Source organism: Streptomyces sp. NPDC052301, assembly GCF_044593395.1.
Classification (GTDB): domain Bacteria; phylum Actinomycetota; class Actinomycetes; order Streptomycetales; family Streptomycetaceae; genus Streptomyces.
Genome location: NZ_JBIUBE010000022.1, coordinates 74,480 through 100,753, shown reverse-complemented (window position 1 = coordinate 100,753; position 26,274 = coordinate 74,480). Strand labels below are relative to the sequence as shown.

The 26,274-nt window shown below is 70.9% G+C and carries 17 protein-coding genes; 9 read left to right on the top strand and 8 right to left on the bottom strand.

Annotated features, from left to right (window positions below):
• Positions 1 to 868: 868 nt before the first annotated feature.
• Positions 869 to 1,216: a helix-turn-helix domain-containing protein gene (locus ACIHEJ_RS38280; RefSeq protein WP_400142465.1), complete on the top strand. Its 348-nt coding sequence runs from the start codon at positions 869 to 871 to the stop codon at positions 1,214 to 1,216.
• Positions 1,217 to 1,272: 56 nt separating this feature from the next.
• Here ACIHEJ_RS38280 and ACIHEJ_RS38275 read toward each other — a convergent pair whose 3' ends face one another.
• Positions 1,273 to 2,085 (bottom strand): hypothetical protein, encoded by an 813-nt coding sequence (locus ACIHEJ_RS38275; RefSeq protein ID WP_400142464.1) that lies wholly within the window; start codon positions 2,083 to 2,085, stop codon positions 1,273 to 1,275.
• Positions 2,086 to 2,691: 606 nt separating this feature from the next.
• Here ACIHEJ_RS38275 and ACIHEJ_RS38270 point away from each other — a divergent pair.
• The 4 genes from ACIHEJ_RS38270 to ACIHEJ_RS38255 all read left to right on the top strand — a co-directional run bounded on the left by ACIHEJ_RS38270 (position 2,692) and on the right by ACIHEJ_RS38255 (position 8,024).
• Positions 2,692 to 4,167, top strand: a complete 1,476-nt coding sequence (locus ACIHEJ_RS38270) for a sensor histidine kinase (protein WP_400142463.1) — start codon at positions 2,692 to 2,694, stop codon at positions 4,165 to 4,167.
• A 302-nt stretch (positions 4,168 to 4,469) separates the two neighbouring features.
• A complete protein-coding gene (gene ligA, locus ACIHEJ_RS38265) occupies positions 4,470 to 6,560 on the top strand; it encodes an NAD-dependent DNA ligase LigA (RefSeq protein ID WP_400142462.1) in 2,091 nt (696 codons plus the stop codon).
• A 202-nt stretch (positions 6,561 to 6,762) separates the two neighbouring features.
• Positions 6,763 to 7,029, top strand: a complete 267-nt coding sequence (locus ACIHEJ_RS38260; RefSeq protein WP_400142461.1) for a hypothetical protein — start codon at positions 6,763 to 6,765, stop codon at positions 7,027 to 7,029.
• Positions 7,026 to 8,024, top strand: a complete 999-nt coding sequence (locus ACIHEJ_RS38255) for an MBL fold metallo-hydrolase (protein ID WP_400142460.1) — start codon at positions 7,026 to 7,028, stop codon at positions 8,022 to 8,024. Before ACIHEJ_RS38260 ends, ACIHEJ_RS38255 begins: the two co-directional genes overlap by 4 nt.
• A 12-nt stretch (positions 8,025 to 8,036) precedes the next feature.
• On the opposite strand, the gene ACIHEJ_RS38250 is transcribed toward ACIHEJ_RS38255, so the two are convergent.
• Positions 8,037 to 8,297 carry a hypothetical protein gene (locus ACIHEJ_RS38250; protein WP_400142459.1) on the bottom strand — a complete coding sequence of 87 codons (261 nt, stop codon included), beginning with the start codon at positions 8,295 to 8,297 and terminating at the stop codon, positions 8,037 to 8,039.
• Between the two features lie 386 nt (positions 8,298 to 8,683).
• Between ACIHEJ_RS38250 and ACIHEJ_RS38245 the strand changes: the two genes are divergently transcribed.
• A complete protein-coding gene (locus ACIHEJ_RS38245; protein WP_400142458.1) occupies positions 8,684 to 11,491 on the top strand; it encodes a lectin in 2,808 nt (935 codons plus the stop codon).
• A 139-nt stretch (positions 11,492 to 11,630) separates the two neighbouring features.
• On the opposite strand, the gene ACIHEJ_RS38240 is transcribed toward ACIHEJ_RS38245, so the two are convergent.
• A complete protein-coding gene (locus ACIHEJ_RS38240) occupies positions 11,631 to 12,482 on the bottom strand; it encodes a LysR family transcriptional regulator (protein WP_400142457.1) in 852 nt (283 codons plus the stop codon).
• Between the two features lie 81 nt (positions 12,483 to 12,563).
• On the opposite strand from ACIHEJ_RS38240, the gene ACIHEJ_RS38235 reads away from it, so the two are divergent.
• Together ACIHEJ_RS38235 and ACIHEJ_RS38230 are read left to right on the top strand one after the other, a co-directional pair.
• A complete protein-coding gene (locus ACIHEJ_RS38235; RefSeq protein WP_400142456.1) occupies positions 12,564 to 13,055 on the top strand; it encodes a cupin domain-containing protein in 492 nt (163 codons plus the stop codon).
• Positions 13,056 to 13,263: 208 nt separating this feature from the next.
• On the top strand, positions 13,264 to 13,470 hold the full coding sequence (locus ACIHEJ_RS38230) for a hypothetical protein (RefSeq protein ID WP_400142455.1): 207 nt from the start codon (positions 13,264 to 13,266) through the stop codon (positions 13,468 to 13,470).
• 350 nt (positions 13,471 to 13,820) lie between these two features.
• On the opposite strand, the gene manD is transcribed toward ACIHEJ_RS38230, so the two are convergent.
• Entirely contained in the window at positions 13,821 to 15,062 is a 1,242-nt protein-coding gene (gene manD / locus ACIHEJ_RS38225) for a D-mannonate dehydratase ManD (RefSeq protein ID WP_400142454.1), read from the bottom strand.
• Positions 15,063 to 15,138: 76 nt separating this feature from the next.
• Positions 15,139 to 16,584, bottom strand: a complete 1,446-nt coding sequence (locus ACIHEJ_RS38220; RefSeq protein ID WP_400142453.1) for a gluconokinase, GntK/IdnK-type — start codon at positions 16,582 to 16,584, stop codon at positions 15,139 to 15,141.
• 327 nt (positions 16,585 to 16,911) lie between these two features.
• Between ACIHEJ_RS38220 and ACIHEJ_RS38215 the strand changes: the two genes are divergently transcribed.
• Entirely contained in the window at positions 16,912 to 17,109 is a 198-nt protein-coding gene (locus ACIHEJ_RS38215) for a hypothetical protein (protein WP_400142452.1), read from the top strand.
• A gap of 219 nt (positions 17,110 to 17,328) precedes the next feature.
• On the opposite strand, the gene ACIHEJ_RS38210 is transcribed toward ACIHEJ_RS38215, so the two are convergent.
• The 3 genes from ACIHEJ_RS38210 to ACIHEJ_RS38200 form a co-directional block, all read right to left on the bottom strand.
• Complete coding sequence (locus ACIHEJ_RS38210; RefSeq protein ID WP_400142473.1) at positions 17,329 to 17,541, bottom strand: hypothetical protein; 213 nt, start codon at positions 17,539 to 17,541, stop codon at positions 17,329 to 17,331.
• 35 nt (positions 17,542 to 17,576) lie between these two features.
• Entirely contained in the window at positions 17,577 to 18,011 is a 435-nt protein-coding gene (locus ACIHEJ_RS38205; protein ID WP_400142451.1) for a VOC family protein, read from the bottom strand.
• 166 nt (positions 18,012 to 18,177) lie between these two features.
• Positions 18,178 to 26,199 carry an SDR family NAD(P)-dependent oxidoreductase gene (locus ACIHEJ_RS38200; protein WP_400142450.1) on the bottom strand — a complete coding sequence of 2,674 codons (8,022 nt, stop codon included), beginning with the start codon at positions 26,197 to 26,199 and terminating at the stop codon, positions 18,178 to 18,180.
• Between the last annotated feature and the right edge of the window lie 75 nt (positions 26,200 to 26,274).

Sequence of the window (26,274 nt, the reverse complement as noted above, 5' to 3'; positions counted from 1 at the left end):
GCCGGCTCGCAGCGACGACAGCCATGATTAGCGGCCGCCCGGACCGGACGCAACGATGTGACCTACTACCCACTTTCGAAGAAATGCCCGAATTGGTCGCAAGGGCTGGTATTGGTGCATTTCAGGGAGATCCGGGGCTACGGCCCTCTTTAGGATGTGATCCCGCTCGCATGGCCGACGTCACGCCCAGAGCCCCGAAACCCGCCCCTCGAACCCGGCCCCGAGGCGGTTGCGCTGTTCGCCCCGGCAGCCGCCGGCGATCACTGGGGGACCATCCCGTGAACCGTCCCCACACCCGCCGGCGGCACCCGCCGAGTCCGCCGTGCCCTCGGTGTCCAGCAGGCCGACCAGTCCGCTGTGCTCGTCACGTCCGGTTCGTCCGCGGATGCGTCCGTGCCCGGGTCGTCGCCCCGTACAAGCACCCGCGGATCGTCCGGATCGACGACGATCTGCCCAAGGGGCCGACCGGCAACATCCTGCGGCGCGCGATCTCCGTTTCCTCGGGCCCCACCGACGAGCACGGCTGACCCGAGCCCTCACCCGAGCTCGAGCTGGCCGAGGCGCAGTCCGGACACGATCACGAGACAGCTTCGCGTAAACCGCCCACCACGGTGAAAGTGCGCACCCCACGCGTAACACCTCGATCACCCGCCCCCGGGCGTCACCGCTCGCCTCGCGGCCACCTCGGGCACCGCGGGCAGCCCGACATGACTGACCCGATGGAGTGACTTTGCGTCAGGTTTGCGGTGGACCACCGCAGGCCAGCGGCTTGAGCGACGGGAAACGAGCGTAGAGTGTTCGCCAACCGAGTTTTTAGCCGTAGCTAAAGGTGGCATGCTGATGGAGTGGCAACGAGGGTTGTCTCTCCATGAGTGGGGGGTGGATCATGGGCATTTTTGCCCGTGACGAGAGCCGGACGACCTTGGCGGCTTCCCGGATAGCGCGCCAGGCGACGGCCTCCCTGGCCGGCCTGCTCGCAGGTAAGGGAAAGACCCGCTCCGACCTGGCGGCGGCCATGGGAGTCAGCCCGGGCCGCGTCAGCCAGATCATGTCCGGGGATGCGAACCTGACAGTGCGGACACTCGCCGCCGTGGCGGAGGCTCTGGACGCGGACGTGAAGATCACCTTCTGTCCCCGAAGCCAGTCGACGGACGCCCCCTCCGGCAGCACGAGCTCGTCGCCCGTCTCACGCAGCGGACTCCCAGCCCCTCACTGAACCTCGGGACTCGAACTCGTGTGGCTCCGTCATCGCGTTCACGCCTGACTTGGCTGTCAGCGGGTGAGCCAGCGTTCGAACCAGCGTCGCTGCGGAGGCAGAACCTGGCCGTGGAAGGCGTCGTCGGACAGGGCCTTCGCACGCAGCGCCTTGAGCTCGTCGTACTCGCTGCGACGGCCGTGAACGTAGGCGTAGCGCAGCAGGTGTCCGCAGTGTGCGAGGGCGGTGCCGAACGCTTGGCGTCGTGCGAAGCGTTCATCGCCCGTCGGTGCACGCTCCGCCTCGCGGCACGCCTCGTCGATCCGTGTCTGCACGTCCAGAGCCAGGTCGATCGCCGTCTCGACATCCTGGTAGATGGTGTTGATCGTCCTGGTCTCGGCGGCGAGCGGATGCCGCTCCAGCAGGTACAGCTTGAGGTCGTGGACGAACACCCTGAGCTGGGCGGAGTTTTCGATGCCGTGGACAAATCGGTCCGCCCAGGTGCAGGCGTCGAGGTGCACACGCTGCACCAACCGTTCTCTGGCCAGGGCAATGCCGAGTGTCATGAACTTGATGTACGGCTGCGTCGTCTCGTCCTGTTTACGCCGGGGCAGCGCGGTGGCCCCGGTCGCGGCGCCCGCGATCACCGGAGGAATGGATGCCGCGTGCGGCAGCAGCGCCACCGCGCCGGCCGCCACCGCGCCCATCAACACCAGGACGAGCAGCATGAGAGCGGAGGATGCCCAGCTGCCCAGCAGCCGGCCTTTGCCGGTGAACTCACGCGCCAGTCCCACCCATGCGATGGCGGCGCTCACTACAGCGGGTAACACGTAGTCAGGAAGCCAGTTGTGGCCGAACCAGCTCATCGACGGCGCCCCCAGACGTTCCACGGACAGGCCGGACCGCCTTCAGCATGCGAATGCCAAGAGGCCTTCCTCCCGGCACCTGTCAGACCAGCGCTCAGCCTTCTCGCCGCCCACCGGCCCTCGAGAGCTACCGCGAGTGAAGTTGATGATGTCAGCCGACGCCCTACCACGCCGCTACTTTGAGCAACATTCGGCCAGCGTGTCCGGCCTGTCCAAAAGTCAGCCTGCGCGATCCCTGCCCAGGGCCAAGATCGATGCTGCCCACGGTGGTCGCGTACGCGGTCGGCGAGGTCATTGAGGGTCCGGCTGGACAGCGAGATCCGGGACGGGTGAGACAGTACAGGCGAGGCTCCTGCACTCCTGCTGTCGCGCACCGAGCGGGGTGGTTTGCCGACGGGGTCACTGAGTTGCCGGTGGTCGCAGGCAGGAGTAGGCGCAGCGCACCCGGCGCCCCCCTCAGCGCGTTCTCATGTTGGTCCCGCAAGCTGTTGACCGCGCACCGTGCCGGCTCACCGGGCGCCTGTCCGCGGACGCGGCGCAGGTTGCCGGCCGGGGCGGCTGTCGCGCTGTCACGCGCCCTTGCTTCCGAGGAGCGAGGACTGCGAAGGGGACCCGGGGGGACCGACTGAAATGAACACTGCGTTCCGGCGTCTGAGCCTGCGGTCGAGGCTCGGGCTGGCTGCCGCGGTTTCCGTGGCCTTGGCTGTCACTGCTGTCGCCATAGCGTCGTGGCTGGTCACCAGGCAGCAGTTGACTGGCCAGCTGGACTCGAACTTGCGGAACGTGGAGGCTTCACCCCGCTACGTCCAGGAGCTTCTGAGCCTGTGTGGCAGGGAACTGCCTGACGCGGGACAGCGCACTGAGACCCCTACGCCCTACGTCGTGCAGGTCGTCACTTCGGACGGAACGGTGTGTGCCGCTCCCGGCAGTCCGAAGCTTGCGGTTGACGACACCGACATTGCTGTTGCTCGCGGGGTCCTCAGGTCGGTGATGCATGACGCCGGCACTCAGGACGGGCGGAAGGTGCGCGTTTGGACGACACGCCCTGATTCGCATCCAGGAACGCCGGGACAATATGCGGTATCCATCGCGCAATCACTCAGCACAGTCGACGATCCGTTGAACCACCTCGCACTGTTCCTTCTGGGTATAGCAGGCGTTGGTGTCATCGGCGCTGCCACGGCTGGTCTGGGAATCAGCCGAGCAGGCCTGCGACCGGTCCAAGATCTGACGGATGCCGCGGAACACATCGCACACACTCAGGATCTGACGGTTCGGATTCCCGTTGACGGCGAGGACGAGATCGCTCGACTGTCCAAAAGCTTCAACGATATGACCGAGGCTCTCGCGAGTTCGCAAGAACTCCAGCAACAGCTCATCGCTGATGCCGGGCACGAACTGCGTACACCCCTTACATCGCTGCGCGCCAACATCCAGCTTCTGATCCGGAGCCACACATCAGGCCGGAAAATCCCGGAAGATGCAATGAACGACCTGCTTCGGTCCGTGGAATCTCAAGTGGGGGAACTCGCCGTCCTCACCGCTGACCTGCAGGAACTCTCCAGACCGGACACCAAACCCGGCAGGGCTTCCCTCCCTGTCCTCGCCTTGCACGAGGTGGCCAGCCGTGCACTGGAGCGAGTCAGACACCGCGGGAGCGAGATCGAGTTCACCAGCGAGCTGGATGAGTGGTACGTGCTGTCGGATCCCGCTGCTCTGGAAAGAGCCGTCGTGAACCTGCTGGACAACGCCGTGAAATTCTCACCTCCCGGTGCCGTTGTCAGTCTCCAGCTCCACGATGGCCGACTGACTGTGCGGGACCAGGGCCCTGGTATACCCGCCGACGAGCTGCCGCACGTGTTCGACCGCTTCTGGCGCTCGCAGACGGCCCGCAGCCTGCCCGGCAGTGGTCTCGGCCTGGCGATCGTGGCAAAGGCCGTTCAGCAAGCCGGTGGCACGGTCACGCTCCGGCCCGCCCCGGCTCAGGGGACCGAGGCGGTCATCTGCATCCCTGGCACACGCACCCCTCCGCCATCGACAAGGCCCGAGGACGCCGGCGTTGCGGCAGGGACCGACACGACGTGCCCCCCGGTGCCGAGCTCGTGAACGTTCCGGCCCGCCATCGGGCGGCTCGACCTGGACGGCTCGACGCCGGACGGCTCGACGCCACTCATGCCCACCCCTGCTGATGAAGGCTCGGGCGTGCCGCACGGGAAGCAGTCATGAGCCCAGCGAGCCATCGAGCTGTCGGCCATGTCGGCGCAAGGGGCTGACAGTACGGCGGCGCCGAGCCGCGCGCCCACCATGGTGGCAGCCGGGACGCCGACTACGCTTCCGGCACTTCGTCACCTCGCGAGCCATCCGTCGGCGCGGACCCGTTGTCAGTGGTGGACGGCATGATGCCGACCATGACGACTCCTGCAGCAGTGATCGATGATGCCGCCGCCTACGCACAAGCGGTCGAGGATGCCGGGCGTGCGGCTGCCGCCTACTACGCGGGTGGCACGTCGCCCCTGGACGACGACACCTACGACCGCCTGGCTCGCGGGATCGCCGCGTGGGAGGCGGAACACCCCGATCACGTGCTGGCCGGCTCCCCCACGGGGAAAGTCTCCGGCGGTGCGAGCGGAGGCGATGTGCCCCACACAGTGCCGATGCTCAGCCTGGACAACGTGTTCTCCGCGGAGGAATTCACCGCCTGGACGGCGTCGCTGGGCAGGCGGATCGGCCGTGAGGTCACGCGGTTCAACGTGGGGCCGAAGCTGGACGGGCTGGCGGTCGCCGCCCGCTACAACAGCGGCCGCCTCACCCGGCTGATCACTCGCGGGGACGGGACGGCCGGGGAGGACGTCTCGCACGCGATAGGCACCATAGAGGGACTGCCCACCACCCTGGCCGAACCGGTCACCGTGGAGGTCCGCGGCGAAGTCCTCATGACCACTGCCCAGTTCGAGCACGCCAACGAGGTGCGCACTTCGCACGGCGGCCAGCCGTTCGCCAATCCCCGCAACGCAGCCGCCGGCACCCTACGAGCCAAGGAGCGCACCTACACGGTCCCGATGACCTTCTTCGGCTACGGCCTGCTTCCCGTGCCCGACACCGACCCGGCCCTCGCCGAGCGGCTGAACTCATCCGCACACAGCGACCTGATCAACCTGGCCGCCGACTTCGGAATCCACACCAGCGCCCGGACCGCCGTCCCGGACTCCGTGGCTCAGAACCCGGAGCAGGTCCTGGCCCGGGTGAAGGAGATCGCCGCTTCGCGGGCGGGTCTGCCCTTCGGCATCGACGGCATCGTCATCAAGGCCGATCTCGCCGCCGATCAGCACGCAGCCGGATCCGGCTCCCGTGCACCCAGGTGGGCGATCGCCTACAAGCTGCCGGCCGTGGAGAAGATCACCCGGCTGCTGGGGGTGGAGTGGAACGTCGGCCGCACCGGGATCATCGCTCCGCGCGCGGTCCTCGAACCAGTCGTGATCGACGGCTCCACCATCACCTACGCCACTCTGCACAACCCGGCCGACATCACCCGTCGCGGTCTGCTGCTGGGCGACCACGTCATGGTCCACCGCGCCGGCGACGTCATCCCCCGCATCGAGGCCCCGGTCGCCCACCTGCGCACGGGTGACGAACGGCTGATCGACTTCCCTGAGCACTGCCCCCGCTGCGGGTCCGGCATCGACACGAGGGAGGAACGCTGGCGGTGCGCTCAGGGGCGCAACTGTCACCTGGTCGCCTCTCTCGCCTACGCCGCCGGCCGAGACCAGCTCGACATCGAGGGTCTGGGCCGAACCCGCATCGTCCAGCTCGTCGACGCGGGCCTGGTCACCGATCTCGCCGATCTGTTCACCCTGCAGCGCGACCAGCTGCTCTGCCTGGACCGGATGGGCGAAACCAGCACCGACAACCTCCTCGCCGCGATCACCGAGGCCAAGGAACAACCGCTGGCGCGCGTGCTGTGCGCGCTCGGCATCCGCGGCACAGGCCGCTCCATGTCCCGACGCATCGCCCGGCACTTCGCCACCATGGACCATGTTCGAGCCGCCGACGCGGTGGCGATGCAGCAGGTCGATGGCATCGGTGCAGAGAAGGCCCCCTCGATCGTCACGGAACTCGCGGAACTCGCCCCGCTCATCGACAGACTTGCCGCTGCCGGCGTCAACATGACCGAGCCCGGCGCCACCCCTCCCTCAGCCGCCGACACCGGCCCTGGCAGCGACAGCACGGCCGACTCGCCGATCGACTCCGGCCCGTTGGCCGGCATGACCGTGGTCGTCACCGGCGCCATGACAGGAAGCCTGGAACGGCTCACCCGTACCGAGATGAACGAACTCATCGAACGGGCCGGAGGGCGCTCCTCCTCCAGCGTCTCCAAGAGGACCACCCTCGTCGTCGCCGGCGAGGGCGCCGGTTCCAAGCGGGCCAAGGCCGAACAGCTCGGTGTCCGCCTCGCCACCCCGGACGATTTCGCCACCCTCGTCGCCGACCTCCTCAACTGAGCCGGGCCCGGGCGTTGCGCCGAGTGCCCCCGGCAGCACGACCGCGTTCCCGGTGACCGACAACACCGGCGGTATCAGCGGGTCGTCACCCGCATCGGTGGTGCCATGATGCTCGTCATCGGCGCCCTCCTCCCCGGGGAACGCCCGGCCGGCTGAGGAACCTACCGCTCCACCGGCCGCGGCCCCGAAGGAGAGCACGCACATGGAAGACCGGACGCAGCAGGAACAGGCGAGCGCCGTGGTCCACAGACGCGTCCGGGACAGCTTCGACCGGCACCGCCCCATGCCCCACCCCGGCGCGCGTCTCGCCCACGTCGGCCCCGGCCGCGTCCACCCTGGGCCGACCCGGTGGCGCGACTACGTCCACGCGGGAGCAACCGGCGCCGTCGCGGGCGGGGCCGGCGGCGAGCGGAAGCTCATCGCCGGCGGACGGCAGACGTCGATCCACGTGAGCAGGTCCGTCCGATGAGCCTTCCGTCGTCTCCCCCGTCCCTGCCCTCATGGCTGCAGTGGTGGCAGCGCCCCTTCCCCGACGCCAACACGCTCCTCGTGCGCGGCAGCCGACCGGCCTTGATCGACAGCGGATTCGTCGGCCACGCGGAGGAGACCGCGGCCTGGGCCCGCGCGCAGGCGGGGACCGTCGATCTGGTCGTGAACACCCACTGGCATTCCGACCACGTGGGCGGCAACGCCTTGCTTCAGGCCACCGGCACCGTCATCGCCGCCGGGGCACCCGAGGCAGAGGCGATCTCCCGGAGGGACGCCGGCTGCTGCGCGGCCGAGTACCTGGACCAGCCGGTCGCCCCGTACACCGTCGGCCTCTCCCTCGACGACAAGCAGGTCCTGCGCCTCGGCGACACGGACTGGGAAGTCGTACGAACACCCGGCCACACGCCGGGCCATCTGGCCCTGTGGCAGCCCGACGAGCGGCTGCTCGTGGTCGGGGACGCGTTGTCGGACTACGACGTCGGCTGGGTCAACCTCGCTCTCGACGGGCCGGACGCGGCTGCCACGGCGCTCGCCTCGGTCAAGCGGATGGCCGAACTCGACCCGCGGGTCGTCCTGCCGTCGCACGGCCCGATCCCCCTCGCCCCCGGCCCGGCCCTCGCCGCCGCCCTGCGCCGCGCCCAGCGCCTCGTCGACGACCCCGCGGGCGCCGTCTGGTACGGCGCCCGCCGGATCTTCGCGTTCGCCTTGATGATCCGCGACGGCATCCCGGCCGAGGCGATCGAGCCGTACCTGCACGCACGGGCCTGGCTGACCGACGCTGCCCGGCTGCTGGACCTCACGCCCGAGGCGCTCGCCGATGAGCTGGTCACCACCATGCTCCGCAGCGGCACCGTCGTCCTGCGCGAGGGGCGGCTGCACGCCGCCGCGGACCACACCCTCGTGTCCGCCGAGTCGTTGCGCGTGCCGTACCCGCGGGCGTGGCCGGCCATGGGGCCGCGCAGAGCGCAGGGCTGAGGGGGCCGGATCTCAGTCGGGCAGCTCCCAGAAGGGGGCGCGCGGGCCGACCTCCGCGAAGCAGGAACTGGCGGAGGCGGGGTCGCGGCGGGCGTAGCCCGGCTCCGGGCGGCCGGTGCAGCAGTGGCTGGCGGAGCGCCGAAGGGTGCCTGGATCCATGACGCAGCCGCGTTCCTGGCCCGTGTTCCGCAGCCAGGTGTCCACGCGGTCGGTGGAGCAGAACAGAGGCTGGTTGCCGTAGGTACGGACGACATCGTCCCAGGCATGGCGCATGGGGATGAGGAAACCGTGGCAGCTCGCCCCGGTGTTCGGGATTTCGGACTACCGGACGCGACGGTCCAGGAGAGCGCCGCCGGGCGGGAGTTGCTCGAGAGTGCGTGCGGACCATTGACGCACCTGTGACCGCTTACTAGCTTCCTTGGGAGCGCACTTCCCTCCAGCCGCCGGCATACGTGTGCGGCGTTGCCTTTCAGGAGCCTCGCATGCGTTCCCCTCCTTTCGCGCCGATACTCCCGCTTCCGCCTTGACAACGATGTCAGCGGCAGAACTCCCGTCTCGCGGCACGCCGTAGAAGCAGCCGGCCTCATCTCCGTCCGGCCGCAGAACGCCGTCGCACCAGCTCACCCCTTGGAAGGACACAAAGGATGGACTTATTTGTCATGCCCACATCCAGACCGGGGAGATCCGGACGGCATCCGCAACGCCGCGCCCTCACCGCGGCCCTCGGTGTCGGCACCGCCCTGGCCTGCATCGCCGTCTTCCCCGCCCAGGCACTGCCCGCGCATCCCACGGCCGCGAGGCAGGCACAGGCCGCGCCCGTCTCCGATCCTGCCTCACTCGTCAACCCGTTCCTCGGCACCTCGAACGACGCGAACGACTTCCCCGGCGCGGACGTGCCGTTCGGCATGGTCCAGTGGAGTCCGGACACGCCCTCGCGTCCACCCGGGGGCGGCTACCAGTACAACGACTCCTCCATCACCGGCTTCAGCCTGACCCACCTCTCCGGCCCCGGCTGCGGCGCGTCCGGCGACATACCCGTGCTGCCCACGGTCGGCGCGGTGGACACCGGGGCCGCCATCGGCTTCAGGCACCAGGACGAGTCCGCCACGACCGGCTACTACAAGGCGGGCCTCGGCAATGGAGTCAACACCGAACTGACCGCGACGACCCGCAGCGGCATGGCGCGCTTCACCTTCCCGGCGAGCACGCGCGCCAACCTGATCTTCAAGGTCGCCGGCAGCCAGAGCGGCGCGTCGAACACCCGGTTCACCAAGGTGTCGGACACCGAGGTGAGCGGGCAGGTCACCAGCGGCCGCTTCTGCGGTGCGGGAAACTCCTACACCGTCTACTTCGACATGGTCTTCGACCGGCCCTTCACCAGCCAGGGCACCACCGTCGCCCCGGCGGCCAAGGCCCCGACCACCGTTGCGCGGGCATCGAAGAACGCCGCGGAGCCGCCCAACGAGCCGCGACTCCACGGCACCCCGCCCAAGGCCGGGACGAGCAAGGCGAGCCCGGCCCCGCGGGCGGCGGCCTCCAACGGTTACGTCACGTTCGACACGACGTCCGCCCCCGTCGTGCAGGCCAAGGTCGGCGTCTCGTACGTGTCGGCCGCCGGGGCCGTGGCCAACCGCACCGCCGAGAACCCGAACTGGGACTTCGACGCCACTCGCGACGCCGCGAAGAGCGCGTGGAACAAGCTGCTGGGCAGGGCGCGGATCTCCGGCGGCACGACCGACCAGCAGACGCAGTTCTACACCGCGCTCTACCACTCCCTGCTGCACCCGAACGTGATCAGCGACACCGACGGCCGGTACCCCGGGTTCGACGGCGCCACACACACGGTCGACTCCGGCCACACGGCGGTGTACGGCAACTACTCCGGCTGGGACATCTACCGCAGCCAGGCGCAGCTCGAAGCCCTCATCGCCCCGCAGGTGGCCTCGGACACCGCCCAGTCGATGGTCGACGACTACACGCAGACCGGCCGGTTTCCCAAGTGGTCGGAGAACAACGGCGAGTCCTACGTGATGGTCGGCGACCCCGCCGACGCCATCATCGCCGACTACTACGCCTTCGGTGCACGGGACTTCGACACGGCCGCCGCCCTCAAGGGCATGATCGCCGAAGCGAGCAAGGCGAACAACAACCGCCCCGGCCTGAACTACCTGGACTCCCCGGGCTACCTGCCGCACGACGGCAGCTACGGCTGCTGCAACTTCTACGGTCCCGTGGCGACCACCCTGGAGTACGACACCGCGGACTTCGCCCTCGCCGCGTTCGCGGGGGCCCTCGGCGACAGCGCCACCCAGCACAAGTACGCCGACCGCGCCCAGGACTGGCGCAACGTGCTCGATCCGGCGTCCGGATTCGTCCAGCCACGCAACGCCGACGGAACCTGGACCGGCGGCTTCGACCCCGCCAGCGGCACGGACATGGTCGAGGCGGACTCCTGGATCTACACCGGCATGGTGCCGTTCGACGTGGCCGGCCTCGCCACGGCCAAGGGCGGGAACGACGCCATGAACGACTACCTGGACACCGTGCTGCGCAGCTACACCGGCGACCGCGGCTACGCCTGGGTCGGCAACGAGCCCAGCATCGAACTGCCCTGGGAGTACGACTACACCGGCCGGCCGTACCAGACGCAGGCCACCGTCCGGAAGATCCAGGACCAGATCTGGGCGAACTCCCCCGGCGGGCTGGCCGACGGCAACGACGACCTCGGTGCGATGAGCTCCTGGTACGTGTGGTCCGCGCTGGGCATGTACCCCATGACACCGGGCACCTCCGACCTGGCCCTCGGCTCGCCCCTGTTCCCGCAGGTCGTGCTCACCCTGCCGTCCGGCAAGACCCTGACCGTGAACGGTGACGGAGCTGCGGACAACGCCCCCTTTGTGCAGTCGGCGACGTTCAACGGCTCGGCTTGGAACAACGCCTACGCCCCCGCCTCGGCGGTCACCGCCGGGGGCACGCTGACGTACGCGCTCGGCACCACGGCCGACACCTCCTGGGCATCCGCGGCGAACCAGGCACCGCCCTCCTACGGCGGCAGCGTGAGCACGCCGGCCAAGCCCCGGATCGGCCCCGTCGCCTCCGGTGTCCCCTCCGGCCTGTGCCTGGATGTGGCCGACTCCGGCACCGCCGACGGCACCCACGCACAGATCTGGACCTGTAACGGCAGCTACGCCCAGGACTGGACGATCGCCGCCGACGGCACGGTCCGCGCCCTCGGCAAGTGCCTGGACGCCGCCAACAGCGGGACCAGCAACGGCACTCCGGTCCGGCTGTGGACGTGCAACGGCACCGGCGCCCAGCAGTGGAAGCCCGGCGCCAACGGCTCGCTGGTGAATCCGCACTCCGGACTGTGCCTGGACGATCCCAACTCCACCACGGCTGAGGGCACGCAGGTACAGCTGTACGCCTGCAACGGCACGGGCGCCCAGAAGTGGGGGCTGCCCTCCTGACGTGCGCCTCGCGGCGCCCGTGAGCAACCCGTGCGACGGGCCTCACGGGCGCCGTACAACTCCTGGATCCGACACCCAGCTCCTGGGGCCGCGGCGTCCGGCTTGTCCACGGGTGCGGCAGCACCGGTCGCCGGTGCTCTCAGTGGCGGTACGCGGCTGTCGCGATCTGGACGAAGGTTCGGATCAACGGGTTGGTGTCACCTTCGTTCCACACCGCCACCACTCGGCTCGGCGCCATGTCGATCAGGGGAACCACGGCCAGCTCGGCGGGCAGGTCGTGTCCGAGCGGGGCCAGGCCGACCGTGCCGTTCCACAGGACGGCCTGCAGGCATTCCTGGACGGCGCGCACCACTGGGCCCTCGCGCGGCCTGCCGCCGTTCCAGTACGACTGCCAGACGGGGTCGGTGCCCTGCGGGAACTGAAACCAGCGGCGGTCGCTCAGGTCGGCCAGCCGCAGCCGGTCGCGGCGGGCCAGCGGATCATCGGCGCGCAGGACCACGCCGACCGGATCGCTCCGCAGCGCACGCACCGTCAGAGCCGTCCCGTCGAACGGCGCTCGGGTCAACGCGACGTCGACCAGTCCGGCGCGCAGCCCGCACGTGGGGTCGGTCAGATCGGTGTCGCGGACGCGGATGTCGATGCCGGGGTGGCGTCGACGGTAGGCGGCGGCCAGCCTGGTCACTCCCGGGTCGCTGCCGTCCCCCAGGATGCCGACGGTGATGGTCGCGACACCGGCCGCCGCGCTCACGCGTACCCGGACGCGGTCGGCATGGTCGAGCAGGGCCCGCGCCTCGTCGAGCAGCACCGTGCCCACAGCAGTGAGCGTGACGCCGGCGGTCGAGCGGGTGAACAGCAGGGCCCCGACGTCGGCCTCCAAGTTCTTGATCGCCCGGCTCAGCGGCGGCTGACTCATGTGCAGGCGGGTGGCGGCCCGGCCGAAGTGGAGTTCCTCGGCGACCGCCACGAAGTAGCGCAAGGTCCGTAGCTCCACGCTGCAACGATACCCACCGGGTATCGGCACCGCAGGACGGGTCTTGGACACTGGCAGGGTCCCGGCGGTGCACTCGTGAGCATGACCGAAGAAGCCAAGTCCAACGAGCGGACCCACCCCGTCGTGTCGGTGGTCGGTCCCGGCGACGGCGAGACGATCGCTCTGGGCACCACCCGCATGCGCGTACTGGAGGACGGCAGCCACACCGGGCACCGCCTCGCGATCGCCGAGTCCGTCCTCGCCCCGCACACCCAGGGACCGCCGCAGCACCGCCACGCCCGACACGACGAGGGCTTCTACATCCTCTCCGGCACCGTGCGGTTCACCGTCGGGGACGAGGACCACGACGCCACCGCAGGCACGCTCGTGATGGTTCCGCCCGGTACCCCGCACACCTTCTGCAACCCCACCGACCAACCCGCCGTCATGCTCAGCACCTTCACCCCCGACCTTTATGTCCAGTACTTCCGCGACCTCCAGGACCTGCTCACCGACGGCCGGCCGCTGACACCACAGGCCAACATCGAGACGATGAGCCGCTACGCGACCGAGCCCGCCACCGACCTCGCCTGAGGCCGAGGGGACGGCATGACCCGGCCGTCCTGACGTCGTGCCGGAACACGTCGTCGTGGACAGAGCCGCTGGGGAAACACCCGGCAGCCGCCAGCCGTGCGCCTCACCGGCGCTGCACGGCGCGGCGCCATCGATGAGCATTCCTGATGCGGCCCGCTGTCCCGGGAACCGTCGGTGACCTGGGCACACGACCGGAGGAACTGTGCCCATGCTTCGTCGGATCGTCGTCCTCGCCGCGGCGGGTGTGCTGGCCACGGGAGTGGCCGCCGGCGCCGCGCCCGCGCGGACCCCCGCAGGTGGTACGGGCCCGTGGCCGCCGACCACGTCGCCGCCCCCGCCCGGCGCGGCCGACGGCGAGGCGTGGGCCTGGACACAGCTGACCCGACAGCTGGACTTCCCGTGGTTCACACACTGATTTGCCGCCGCCTCGGCGGATTGATCGGCAAGCCATCGGGGCGGCCCTCCCGCAGGTCGTCAGCAGGTGCAGCGCCGGCATCGTCCGGAAGAGCCGAACGGTCCGTCACGGAAAGTGAATTGAACGCCTGAGCGTCTCGGGGGCATCGGATACCACTCGTTCGAGTGAACTGCGCCGGCGACCGCCCGGCGGCTGCTGCCCGCGCCCTGGTACTGCCCGGCGAAGGCGACGCCGCTCCTGCGAGAAGGACCGTACGGCAGCCAGGTGCGCCCCCGGGCGCGGACCACCGGAGCGCCCACGCCCGACGGCACGGTCGGCCGGCCCCTGCGCGGGCCCCTGGCCCGCCGGCATCACCAGTCGTGCACGGTCCCGTCACGGAGCCTGCTCACGGGCAAGTACGCCTGCTGGTACGGGAAGTGCCGTGCCGCCTCGAGGTCGAGGTCGACGCCCAGACCCGGTGTGTCGGACGGATGCAGCAGGCCCTCCTCGAAGCGGTATGAGGTGCGGAACACCTCCAGCGTCCGCTCGGAGTGCCGCATGTACGCCTGGATGCCGAAGTTGTGGACGGCCAGGTCCAGATGGAGTGCGGCGGCCATGCCGACCGGGGAGATGTCGGTGGGGCCGTGCATCCCGGACCTGACACCGTAGACGGCCGCGAGATCCAGCAGTTTCTTCATCGCGGTGACGCCTCCGGTGTGGGTCACCGCGGAACGCACGTAGTCGATGAGCCGCTGGCTCAGCAACGTGGTGTAGTCGTAGGGGGAGTTGAAGACCTCGCCGATGGCCAGCGGTGTCGTCGTGTGCTGCCTGATCAGCCGCAGCGCGTCCTGGTCCTCCGCGGGGGTCGCATCCTCGAGCCAGAACAGGTCGTACGGCTCGAGTGCCTTGCCCAGTCGGGCGGCCTGGATCGGCGTCATCCGGTGGTGTCCGTCGTGCAGCAACGGCAGTTCGGGGCCGAACTCCGCGCGGACGGCCTCGAAAACCGTGGGCAGGTGCCGTAGGTACGCGCGCGTGTCCCAGGTTTCCACGGTGGGCCGTAGCCGGTCGGCGACGGTGCGGCGCGCGGGCTCGTAGTCGTAGCGCTCTCCCCCGCCCGCGCTCGAGGCGGCCACGCCGTACACCGAGTCGAAGCCGGGAATGCCGGTCTGGACGCGGATGGCACGGTAGCCCTGCCCCAGGTGCGCACGGATGGAGTCGAGCAGTTCGGGCACGTCGCGGCCGGATGCGTGCCCGTAGGCGAGGGCACCGGTGCGGGAGGCACCGCCGAGGAGCTGGTAGAGCGGCATCCCCGCGCACTTGGCCTTGATGTCCCACAGGGCGGTGTCCACGGCCGCGATGGCCGCCATGGTCACGGGGCCGCGCCGCCAGTACGCGCCCCGGTAGAGGTACTGCCAGGTGTCCTCGATACGGGAGGCGTCACTGCCGATGAGCAGGGGCACCAGATGGCTGTCCAGGTAGGCCTGGACCGCTAGTTCGCGGCCGTTGAGCGTGGCGTCACCGAGGCCGACGAAGCCGTCCTCGGTGGTGATGCGCAGGGTGACGAAGTTCCGGCCGGGGCTGGTGACGATCACTTCGGCGGACACGATCTTCATGGTGGATCCCCCTCTTTCTCTTTGTGTCGGTCCGGGCGTGCTCTCTCCGTGGGTTCCGTCGGTCGGTCTGTTTGTTTCAGCGGCCCCAGGTGCGCCGCGCCAGCTCGGTCTGGACCTCGGCGACGATGCGTTCGACCGGCAGGGTGGCGTCGATGGTCATTCCGGCTTCGTCGTCCTCGAGCGGTTCCAGGTCCTCGAACTGTGAGGAGACCAAGGAGGCAGGCATGAAGTGCGACGTCCTGCTCGCCACGCGTGAGGTGGCCGTCTCCTGGTCGAGCGTCAGGTGCAGGAAGAACGTGTCGGGGCGGGCCACCCGCAGCAACTCGCGGTAGATGCGTCTGAGGGCGGAACAGGTGATCACCAGTCCGTCCTCCGCGCCCGCCGCCCTCATGCGGCCCGCGACGGCGGCCAGCCACGGACTCCGACTGCGGTCGTCGAGGGGGGTCCGGTTCTCCATCGACTCCACATTGCGCCGGGGATGGAAGCGGTCCCCCTCCTCGAACGGCACCCTGAGCGAATCCGCGAGGTACCGGCCGACGGTGGTCTTGCCGCATCCGCTGACCCCCATGACGACGACGGGGGCGCGCCGTGCGTGGAACAGGGCGGCCATGGCGTCCTGGAAACCGGTTCGATGAGCGGAGGGCAGGCCGCCGGTGTCGAACTGGGCCAGGCCCGCCCGCAGTCGGTCGCGTACCTCGGGGTCGTGCAGTCGGCCGCTGCGTATCTCGGCGAGGAGGGCCTCCGCGAAGGCCTCCGCCGCCGTGGCCAGGCCCTGGTCGACGGCGTAGGCCAGCCCCATGTGCAGCCACATGGCGATCGGCTCCGGCCGGGTGGGATACCTCTGGACGGTGTCGGTGCCGACGGCGGCTCGCCTCGGCGTGATCACCGTTTCGCGGTGAGCGCCGGCCCAGTCCCTGTCGATGCGGTGGTTCAGAGCCATGACGACGTGGTGGGAAAGGCGTGCGAACAGTTCGTTGCGCGAGCCGGCGAGGAGCGTCCGGTGGAAGGCCGCGTCCACGTCCCTGAAGCGCTGCCGGATCGACGCGCCCTCCAGCGGACGCGCGAAGTCCGGGTCCTCGCTCAGGGCGAGCAGGGCGCGGGCGCCGCTCGTCAGATCGTGGCAGATCTCCGCCGACCGGCTCAGGGCAGCCAGTCTGGCCGCGCGCGGCTCGATCACCTCCCGCAGTTCGGTGAGGGAGCGCATCTGGCTGGCGGGGGCCACCTGCAGCCGCCAGGTGATCACGTCGGCGTCCAGCAGGTCCCACGCTTCCAGCGCCTGAACGGTGGCGCCGACCCGCGGCTGCAGATCGACGAGACCCTTCTGGTGCAGTGTCTGCAGGGCTTCGCGGGCCATGGGTCGGGTGATCCCGAACTCCTGCATGACGGCATCCACGGTGAGGTGGTGGTCGCGGGGCTTGCCGCCATCCACGATCTGGCAGCCCAGTTGCTCCACCACCTTCGCGGTGGAGCGTCGTAACGCGTCCTCGGATCCTTCGGGCAAGTCGGCTTCCGGACCAGTCATGGCTGCAGATGCTAAATCACAGCGGCGCACTGGTCAGCCATCCGAGCGACACCAAGAGGAGCGCGGAACGCCCATGGGGCGCACACCGGAGCGCTCTGCCGATCGCGCCCGCCCCCGTGTGAACCCCACACCCACCGATGTGACACCAGAAACCTTTTCTGAGGTAGATCACGTGGCTACCGTGGTCAGCCATTCGAAAGGTTTCCGTGAACCGAGGACCCGGCCACGGCGCGCAGGCAGGCGCCGTCACCAGGCCGGGGATCGGCGCGCACGGCAGCCGACGTAAGGCTGCCTCCTCCCGTTCTGACGCAGCCGCAGGAGAGCCGTATGCCCGAACCGACCTCGCCCACGCCGCCGCCGGAACGGCTGTCGCTGCGCTGGGCACTCATCCTCTTAGCCGCAGTGGTGGCGGGACTGCTGGTGGGACTGCTCACCTACGCCCAGTCCCGCAACTGGCCGGCCTCGCTCCTGGCGGCCCTCGGAGCCAGTGGCGCGGCCCTGGTGAGCCTTCCGCTGCTGCTCTGACACACCGACTAGCTGCTGCTCCGACACACCGACTAAAGGTGCCCGGCACCCGGGGACCGGGCGGCGTCACGGGAGTGCCCCGTGCCCGTGCCCGTTGCCGGCGATCACGCGCTGATGCGCAGGTGGGAGCGGAGCGTGTCGGTGACCCGTGGCTCGGTCGCGACGGCGGCTGCCACGCCTGTGCTTGGGTGGCGCCCATCGCTCATCGGTGTCGTGCGATCACATCGGGATCAACGCGACGTTGTCGAGTCGTACCTTGAGCTGGGCTTGTGCCTCCACGCCCGAGATTCCCAAGGGCACCCGGCCCGGCGTGACGTCGGCGCCGACATTGAGCTTCAGCAGGTCCAGCACTTCGGCCTGCAGCGCAACCGCAACGACTGGACGGCGCGGCCAGACCAAGGGCGACTGCATGCACACCGCGGTGCTCGGCATCGCTCGACTCCCAACTTCGCCGTCTCGCAGGACGCTCAGTCGAGACAGAACTCGTTGCCCTCGACGTCCTGCATCGTGATGCACGACTCGTTGTCGTCATCGGCAGGCAGCAGCCGCACGCGTACCGCGCCGAGCGCGACCAGTCGTGCGCACTCGGCTTCGAGCGTGGCCAGGCGCTCTTCGCCCACGAGTCCGGTGCCGACCCGCACGTCGAGGTGCACCCGATTCTTGGCGACCTTGCCTTCAGGGACGCGTTGAAAGTACAGTCGCGGGCCCACCCCCGAGGGGTCACTGCAGGCGAACCATGAACCCTGCTCCTCAGGAGGCAGGGAGTGGTTGAAATCGTCCCACGTGGCGAACCCCTCCGGGGGCGGCGGTACGACGTACCCCAACACCTCGCACCAGAAGCGAGCGACACGCTCGGGTTCTGCGCAGTCGAAGGTGACTTGGATCTGCTTGATCGTTGACATTGGCGCACCATAGCAGGGGACTCTGCTGCTCAATTCCGGTTGTGCGTCCGCATGTTGCGGGAGGACGGCTCGTGCCGGCCGCTGCGGTGTCAGGCGGCAGGGGGTGACCCGATGTCGACGCCTCCAAGGGGTTGCCCGGCGTCCCGATGTGGCACGGCGGCAGGCGTCAGTCGGTGGTTGCGCCGAGCGCTCCGATCCAGTCGCGTATCGCCGCGGCCGTCGTGCGCGCGTCTTCCTCGAGCATGCTCACGTGGCTGCCCGGCACATCCACCGTGTCATGGGCACCCGGCCAGGTCGATCGCCAGCGCTGCGGCATCTCCGGCAACGGCTGTGTGGCCCGTACGAACAGGGTGGGCACGCCCGTCGGCCGTGGCTGCCAGGTACGGAACATCCGGGTGTACGCCCCCAGCGACAGCAGCGTCAGGTCGTCCACCGCGCCGTCGAACTGCTCGCCCATGGCGAGCGGCATCCGCGCGGGCAGGGCCAGCAGCCACGGTTCGGCTTCCCGGTCCGGTGTGATGTGGTAGGTGTCCACCAGAACCAGTCCGGCCGGTGGATCGCCGTCGGCCGCCAGCCGTTCGGTGACCGCGTGCGCCGCCGTACCACCCATGGAGTGGCCCACGACGACGTACGGGCGGCCACCGAGGTGACGCCGTACCGTGGCCGCGTGCAGGCCGGTCAGCGTCTGCAGGTCCTTCGCCACGGCGTCCCCGTCGTCGATGCCGGGGTGCCGCAGCTCGAGGACGTCCCGCTCGCCGTCGAAGCAGGAGGCGAGCCCCGCGTGCCAGGGCCGCCCCAGGTTGGGGGCGAAACCCGGGACGCAGACGAGCGCCGGGCCGTCCGCGCCGGTGGCCGCGTGCAGCGGCGGCAGCTCATGCCGGTCGGCGTCGCCGCTTCCGAAGGACGGCGCACCGAGGGACGCGGTCACCAGCAGATGCATGGCCGAGACCACGTCGCCTGTCTCGCAGACCTTGCGGTAGAGGGCCGGCAGGGAGTGAGTGGCCCGAGGGCCGTGCGTCGCGCGCCGGTCGGGCGGGAGGAGCGGTCGTGGAGCCTCGGAGAGAGCAGTCCCCGCCGTGGCCGGTGCCGAGGGCGCGGGGAGCGGCAAGGAGGTGGAGCCGCCGACGGGCCGTGCTGCGTCGGGCACGTCCGTCTCCGCTCCGTCCGACGTCTCTTCGGGCAGGGAATCACGCAACTCCGCGTACACATGGGCGGCGAGCTCCTGCACGCTCGGCCTGTCGTACACGACGGTGGCCGCCAGCCGCACCCCAGCGAGCACGCTCAGCCGGTTGCGTAGCTGCACGCTCATCAGCGAGTCGAGGCCGAGTTCGGGAAAGCCACGGTCGACGGCGCCGGCATCCGTGTGACCGAGCACCGCGGCGGCCTCGGCGCGGATCAGGTCCTGAAGCACCGTGACTCGCTCGGAGACGTGAAGGTGGGCCAGCCGATCACGCCAGGTGCCTTCGGTGCCGGCCGGGGCGGCGTCGTCCCCGGCCGGGCCGGACGACGCCGTCGGCCGGGCCGGACGCAGCAGCTCGCGCAGCGGTGGTGGTACGGGTGTTCCGGCGGCCGGTGCTCCGGGCGTGCGGTCCAGCGGCAGTGGCGCAAGAACCGGCTCGCTGCCGGCCAGAGCGGCGTCGAAGAGCGCCAGGGCCTGTTCGGGGGAGACTGGGCGTACCGCGCCGCCGTGGACCCGGCCGGTGCGGGCCGCCATGCCGTCCGCATCGGCCCACGGCCCCCAGAGCAGCGACAGGGCGGGCAGGCCGAGCGCGGCGCGGTGCCCGGCCAGTGCGTCCAGGAAGGAGTTCGCCGCGGCGTAGTTGGCCTGGCCGGGGTTGCCCAGCAGACCGGCCGCCGAGGAGAACAGGACGAAGTGCGTCAGGGGCAGGTCCTTCGTCAGCTCGTGCAGATGCCAGGCGGCGTCGGCCTTCGGCCTCAGGACGGCGGCCAGTCGTTCGGGTGTCAGCGTCTCCAGTACGCCGTCGTCCAGGACTCCGGCCGTGTGCACCACGGCGGTGAGGTCGGACCCGAACTTCGCGAGGAGCTCCTCGAGTTGGGAGCGCTCGGCGGTGTCGCAGGCCACCAGGTCCACCTGTGCGCCCGCCCGCTCCAGTTCGGTCCGCAGGGCCCGCGCACCGGGGGCCTGGGGTCCACGCCTGCTGACGAGCAGCAGACGCCGCACCCCGTACCGGCCGACCAGGTGCCGGGCCAGCTGTGTGCCGAGGGACCCGGTGCCGCCCGTGACCAGGACGGTGCCCCGGCCGAACGAGGCCGCGGCCGCGGGCGGGTCGGCGGCCGTCAGTCGCGGGATGCCGAAACGGCCCTTGCGGATGGACAGTTGCGGCTCGCCCGTGGCCACGGCTGCGGGCACCAGCCGAAGCGACTCGGGACCGCCGTCCACGTCCACGAGTGTGAGCCGCCCGGGGTACTCCGCCTGTGCGGCCCGCAGCAGTCCCCAGACGGTGGCCGCGGGCAGGTCCGGTGCCTCGTCGGCAGCACCGCGTGTCACCACTACCAGCCGTCCGGAGCCGGCGAGTCGCGTCCGCGCCAGTGCCAGGGCCCGTAGCGCGAGCGCGTACGCAGTGGCGGCAGGGTCGGCGCCCGCGGTGGCGGCGGACAGGGAGGCTACGACGACTTCCGGTACGTCCTCAGCCCGGGACCCGGCCCCCGCGTCCGTCACGTCCTGTGGTGGGAACACTCCGGCCAGACCCAGATCGTCGGGGTCGGCCACCGACAGGTGAGTTGCTCGCGCCGGGACCGCCAGGTTCGTCCAGCGCAGCCGGTACAGGTCTCTGACCTGCACGGCGCCCGTCTGCGGGACCGGGCGCGTGGCCAGCGATTCCAGGTGGGCGACCGGCGCGCCGGAGGGCGTGGCGAGGTCCACGCGGACCGTGTCGGGGCCGGTCGTCCTGATTCGTGCGCGCAGCTGCGTGGCCCCGCTCGCGTACAGCGTCATCCCGCGCCAGGCGAACGGCATCCGGGCCTGGCCGGCGGGCGGGGCGGTGAGCAGCCCGGCGTGCAGGGCGGCGTCGAGCAGCGCCGGATGGACGGCGTGGCGCCGAGCCTCCGCCCCCGGTACCGGGCCGACGTCGGCGAACAGTTCGTCGCCGCGCCGCCACAGGGCCTTGACGCCCCGGAACGCAGGCCCGTACGCGTGGCCGGCGGCGGCCAGCTGCTCGTAGGCGCCGGTGAGGTCCACGGCCGTGGCGTCCTGCGGCGGCCATGCGGGCGGCGCGGCCGCCGCTCGGTCCCGGGTCTCGGTGGCGGGGCCGAGTCGCCCGGTCGCGTGGTGGGTCCAGGCGCCCAGCGCGCCGGAGTCCTCGGGGCGGCTGTACACGTCAGCGGTACGGTGGCCGGTGCCGTCGGGTTCTCCCAGGACCACCTGGACCTGTATCCGGTCCCGGTCGGCGGCGGGCAGCGGCAGGGCGGCCAGGTGGACGAGTTCCTCCAGCACATCGAGACCGCACGCGTCGCCCGCTTGCAGCACCATGTCGGCGAACGCGGCGCCGGGCACGAGGGTGTGTCCCGCGACGGCATGGTCACGCAGCCATGGCTGGGCCGCGGCAGACAGCAGACCATCGCACAGCAGGCGGTCCGTGCCCGGCAGGGTGGCCGTCCGGGTGAGCACCGGGTGGCCGGGAGCGGCGCCGGCGTCGGTGGTGGTGCCGGGCAACCAGTGGCGCTGCCGCTGGAAGGGGTAGGTCGGGAGGGCGACGTGGCGGGCGCCGCTGTCCGCGTACACCCGCCGCCAGTCCAGCGGCAGACCGTGGACGTGGAGCCGGCCCAGCGCGGCGAACAGCGTCTGCGGCTCGGGCTCGGTGGCGCCGCGGCGGGCGACGGCCGTGCACAGGAGGCCGTCGACCGAGTCGGCGAGGTTCGTCATGGTCTGGGCCGTGAGCTGGGTGTCCGGACCGATCTCGACGAAGGCCGTCACCCGGCCCTCGTCCGCCAGCCACTGCACGGTGTCCCCGAAGCGCACCGCTTCCCGGGCGTGCCGTACCCAGTAATGGGCGGCGCACAGCTCGTCGGTGGTCGCCGGCCGGCCGGTCAGGCCCGAGACGACCGGGATGCGTGGCGTGCGGTACGTCAACTCGCTTGCCACGCGGCCGAATTCGGCAAGCATCGGCTCCATGAGGGCGGAGTGGAAGGCGTGGCTGACCCGCAGACGTGTGGTACGGCGCCCGGACGCGGCGAACTCTGCCGCGAGCTTCAGGACGGGATCCTCGGCGCCGGAGACGACGACCGCGCGCGGGCCGTTCACGGCCGCGATCGCGACCCCGTCGGTGAGCCGGCGTGCCACCTCCGCCTCGGTGGCGTCCAGCGCCACCATGGCGCCGCCCTCGGGCAGTTCCCGTATCAACCGTCCCCGGGCGGCCACCAGTCGCACCGCGTCCTGTTCGGACAGGATCCCCGAGGCGTGAGCCGCGGCCAGTTCACCGACAGAGTGCCCGGCCAGGAAGTCCGGTCGCACACCCCAGGACTCCAGCAGGCGGAACATGGCCACTTCGAACACGAACAGAGCGGCTTGGGCGAAGTCCGTACGATCCAGCAGTCGGCCCTCGTCGGCTTCCCGGAGGACCGAGCGCAACGGGCGCTCCAGACAGGCGTCGAAGCGCTCGCACAGGGCGTCGAAGGCGGTGGCGAAGACCGGGAAGGCCTCGTACAACTCGCGTCCCATACCAGCGCGTTGGGCACCCTGGCCGGTGAACAGCACGGTGAGCCGGCCGGCGGGCCCCTTGACGTGCGACCCGGCCGACTTCGCCAGGGTGTCCAGGGCGCCCAGCAGGCTCGCGCGGTCGTGGATGTCGAGCGCGGCCCGGTGGCCGAGCGCGGCCCGGGTGGTGGCATGGGTGAACGCCACGTCCAGCGGGTCGAGTCCGGGACGCTCGCGCAGGGCGGCGGCGGTCCGTTCGGCCTGGGCCCGCAGGGCGGCCGGGCTCGCGCCGGAGAGCAGCAGCGGAGGTGTGACGGTCCGGCCCAGGGACGTCCGGACTGCGGCGGGTGTCGTCTCGGGCTCCTCCAGGATCACGTGCGCGTTGGTTCCGCCGATCCCGAACGCCGACACGGCGGCACGGCGGGGCCGCCCGACCTCCGTTCGCCACTCCTCCTGTCCGGTCAGCAGCCGTACGGTGCCGGACGACCAGTCCACCCGGGGCGACGGCTCGTCCGCGTGCAGGGTGCGCGGGAGGACGCCGTGCTGCATCGCCAGGACCGTCTTGATGACGCCGCCGACGCCGGCCGCGGCCTGCGTGTGGCCGATGTTGGACTTCAACGAACCCAGCCACAGGGGACGTTCGGCGAGCCGGCCCGAACCGTACGCGGCCAGCAGTGCCTGCGCCTCGATCGGGTCGCCGAGCGCGGTGCCGGTGCCGTGCGCCTCGACGGCGTCGACATCCGCCGGCGACAGCCCCGCGTCGGCGAGTGCCGCTCGGATCACCCGTTGCTGCGCGGGCCCGTTGGGCGCTGTCAGACCGTTGGAGGCGCCGTCGGAATTGACGGCCGAGCCGCGCAGCACGGCCAGCACGGGATGCCCGTTACGTCGTGCGGCGGACAGTCGCTCCAACAGCACCAGGCCGACGCCCTCTCCCCAGGCGGTGCCGTCCGCTGCCGCGGAGAACGGCTTGCACCGGCCGTCCGGGGCGAGTCCGCGCAGCCTGCTGAACGCCAGGAACGGCGCGGGCGTGGCCATCACGGTCACCCCGCCGGCGACGGCCAGCGAACACTCACCGTCGCGCAGGGCCCGCGCGGCCGAGTGGATCGCCACCAACGAGGACGAGCACGCCGTGTCCACGGTCACGGCCGGTCCGCGCAGGCCCAGGGTGTACGCGATCCGGCCGGAGGCCACGCTGCCGGCCGATCCCAGGGCGAGATGGGCCTCCAGCTCGTGCCCCGCGCGGTGCAGCAGCCGCCCCGCGTAGTCGCTGTGCATGACACCGACGAACACACCGGTGTCGCTGTCGCGCAGCCCCGACGGGTCGAGGCCCGCCCGCTCCAGGAGCTCCCAGCCGGTCTCCAGCAGCAGCCGCTGCTGAGGATCGGTGGCCAGTGCCTCACGGGGCGACATGCCGAAGAAGGCGGCGTCGAATTCGGCGGCCCGGTGCAGGAAACCGCCCCTGCGGGTGACGGAGGTGCCGGGACGGTCGGGATCGGGGTCGTACAGCACGGCCTCGTCCCAGCCGCGGTCCGCGGGGAAGTCGGAGGTCGCGTCGGTGCCGTCCGCGAGCAACCGCCACAGGCCCTCCGGGGACTCCACGCCGCCCGGATATCTGCAGGCCATGGAGACGACGGCGATCGGCTCCCCGGGCTCCGTGCCCGATCCACCGCTGGGCGTACTGATGGCCCCGACGCGGTGTTCGCCGCGTAGCGCCTCGTGCACGAGCCGTGCGACGGCGGCGGGGGTGGGGTGGTCGAACACGAGTGTCGCGGGGAGATCGAGACCTGCGGCGGTGCCCAGCCGGTCGCGCAGCAGCACACCGCCGAGCGAGGTGAGCCCGAGCGCCGTGAACGGCTGGTCGGGGTCGAGGTCCTGCGCGGGCAGATCGGCCGTCCGCGCCGTCTGCTCGAGCACCAGGTCGAGGACGGCGTCGGGCACCGCCGACACTCGCGCGCGGAGCTCGGCCGAGGCGGTCTGCCGCTCCGCCGCCTGCCGCTGCGCCAACTGCTCGGCGAGCGCCGCCCGGACGATCTTGCCGGACGGGGTGCGGGGAACGGACTCGGTCGCGTAGATCTCGTCCGGTACCTTGAACGCGGACAGCCGCTCCCGGCAGACCTCGCGTGCCCGCACCATGTCGATGCCGTCGGGTCCGGGGACGACCAGGGCGACCGGCACCTCGCCCAGGACGTCGTGCGGTCTGCCGACCACAGCCGCGTCCGTGATGCCCGGGCAGGTGAGCAACGCCTGCTCCACCTCGGACGGGTTGACGTTCTGACCGCCCCGGATGATCAGCTCCTTGACCCGGCCGGTGACGCGGAGGGAGCCGTGCGGCAGACGCCGGCCGAGGTCTCCGGTGCGGTACCAGCCGTCGGTGAACACCTCGGCCGTGGCATCGGGACGGTTGTGGTAGCCGGTCATCAGGTTGGGACCGCGGACCCAGATCTCCCCCTCGCCCCCGTCGGCGACCTCGGCACCGGTGTGCGGGTCGGCCAGCCGGATGGTGAGCCCCTCCAGCGGAGCGCCGCTGGAATCTTCGTCGCGGGGCCCGTCGAGCCGTTCGACGGCGATCTTGCCGCACGTCTCGGTGGAGCCGTAGCCGTCGAGCAGCGGGACGGCGAGAACGCTGCCGATCTCGGCCTTCAGCTCGGGAGGGCAGGGTGCGCCCGCCGTGACGCACACCCGCAGCGAGGACGGCACGGCGCCCGGCGTCCGCCGCAGCGCGTCCAGCAGCAGACGGTAGGTGGCGGGAACCCCTGCCATCATGGTGAACGACTCCGCGGTGAGCGCCTCGACGACGTTGCCGCCCCGCTCCAGCAGATACGCACTGGCACCGACCGCGACCACCCCGAGCAGGCACAGCGAGTGGGCGTAGCAGTGGAACATCGGCAGGGGCCACAACAGCCGGTCCCGCTCCCCCAGCCCGTACGCCGGCACATAGGCCGCCGCCACCGACCAGAGGGCGGAGCGCTGCGTGGAGACGACGCCCTTGCTCTCCCCGGTGGTGCCCGAGGTGTACAGGATCCAGGCAGGCTCGTCGAGGTCGAGGTCGTCGCGGGGCGGGTGGCCGGGATCCGTGCCGGCCAGGTCCTCGAAGTCGGGCACATCGTGCGGTACGCCGCCCTGGCCGACGGCGACCACGTGTGTCCCGGGCCGGGCGGACGCCAGCGGGATGACCAGCGGCAGCAGTTCCTCCTCGGTGAGGACGACGGTCGCGCCGCTGTCGTCGAGGAAGTGCGCCAACTCCTCTTCCGGCGCTCCGGTGTTGAGCAGCACCCCGACCGCTGCGGCCCGAAGGACACCGAGACATGCCTCCACCACCTCCACGCGATTGCCGAGATGGACGGCGACGCGGTCGCCGCGCCGCACCCCGAGCCGGGCGAGATGACCAGCCAGCCGACCCGTGCGTTCCTCCAACTCCCGGTAGGTGACGGCTCGACGGGCATCGCGGTAGGCGATCTTGCCTCCCGACCGAGCCGAGTGCTCCCGCAAGGTGCCGGGCAGCGCACGCACCAACTCGGCCTGGAACTCAGGCATCCCCACCCCTTTGATCACCCGCTGGTCACGGAAGACACTACGGCAGCCGACCGCGCGCACAGCGGCAGCCGCTGC

Coding starts and splice junctions, on each gene's coding strand:
- ACIHEJ_RS38280 (WP_400142465.1), top strand. CDS start 869: ATGAGTGGGGGGTGGATCATGGGCATTTTTGCCCGTGACGAGAGCCGG.
- ACIHEJ_RS38270 (WP_400142463.1), top strand. CDS start 2,692: ATGAACACTGCGTTCCGGCGTCTGAGCCTGCGGTCGAGGCTCGGGCTG.
- ligA (WP_400142462.1), top strand. CDS start 4,470: ATGACGACTCCTGCAGCAGTGATCGATGATGCCGCCGCCTACGCACAA.
- ACIHEJ_RS38260 (WP_400142461.1), top strand. CDS start 6,763: ATGGAAGACCGGACGCAGCAGGAACAGGCGAGCGCCGTGGTCCACAGA.
- ACIHEJ_RS38255 (WP_400142460.1), top strand. CDS start 7,026: ATGAGCCTTCCGTCGTCTCCCCCGTCCCTGCCCTCATGGCTGCAGTGG.
- ACIHEJ_RS38250 (WP_400142459.1), bottom strand. CDS start 8,297: ATGCGCCATGCCTGGGACGATGTCGTCCGTACCTACGGCAACCAGCCT.
- ACIHEJ_RS38245 (WP_400142458.1), top strand. CDS start 8,684: ATGCCCACATCCAGACCGGGGAGATCCGGACGGCATCCGCAACGCCGC.
- ACIHEJ_RS38235 (WP_400142456.1), top strand. CDS start 12,564: ATGACCGAAGAAGCCAAGTCCAACGAGCGGACCCACCCCGTCGTGTCG.
- ACIHEJ_RS38230 (WP_400142455.1), top strand. CDS start 13,264: ATGCTTCGTCGGATCGTCGTCCTCGCCGCGGCGGGTGTGCTGGCCACG.
- manD (WP_400142454.1), bottom strand. CDS start 15,062: ATGAAGATCGTGTCCGCCGAAGTGATCGTCACCAGCCCCGGCCGGAAC.
- ACIHEJ_RS38220 (WP_400142453.1), bottom strand. CDS start 16,584: ATGACTGGTCCGGAAGCCGACTTGCCCGAAGGATCCGAGGACGCGTTA.
- ACIHEJ_RS38215 (WP_400142452.1), top strand. CDS start 16,912: ATGCCCGAACCGACCTCGCCCACGCCGCCGCCGGAACGGCTGTCGCTG.
- ACIHEJ_RS38210 (WP_400142473.1), bottom strand. CDS start 17,541: ATGCCGAGCACCGCGGTGTGCATGCAGTCGCCCTTGGTCTGGCCGCGC.
- ACIHEJ_RS38205 (WP_400142451.1), bottom strand. CDS start 18,011: ATGTCAACGATCAAGCAGATCCAAGTCACCTTCGACTGCGCAGAACCC.
- ACIHEJ_RS38200 (WP_400142450.1), bottom strand. CDS start 26,199: ATGCCTGAGTTCCAGGCCGAGTTGGTGCGTGCGCTGCCCGGCACCTTG.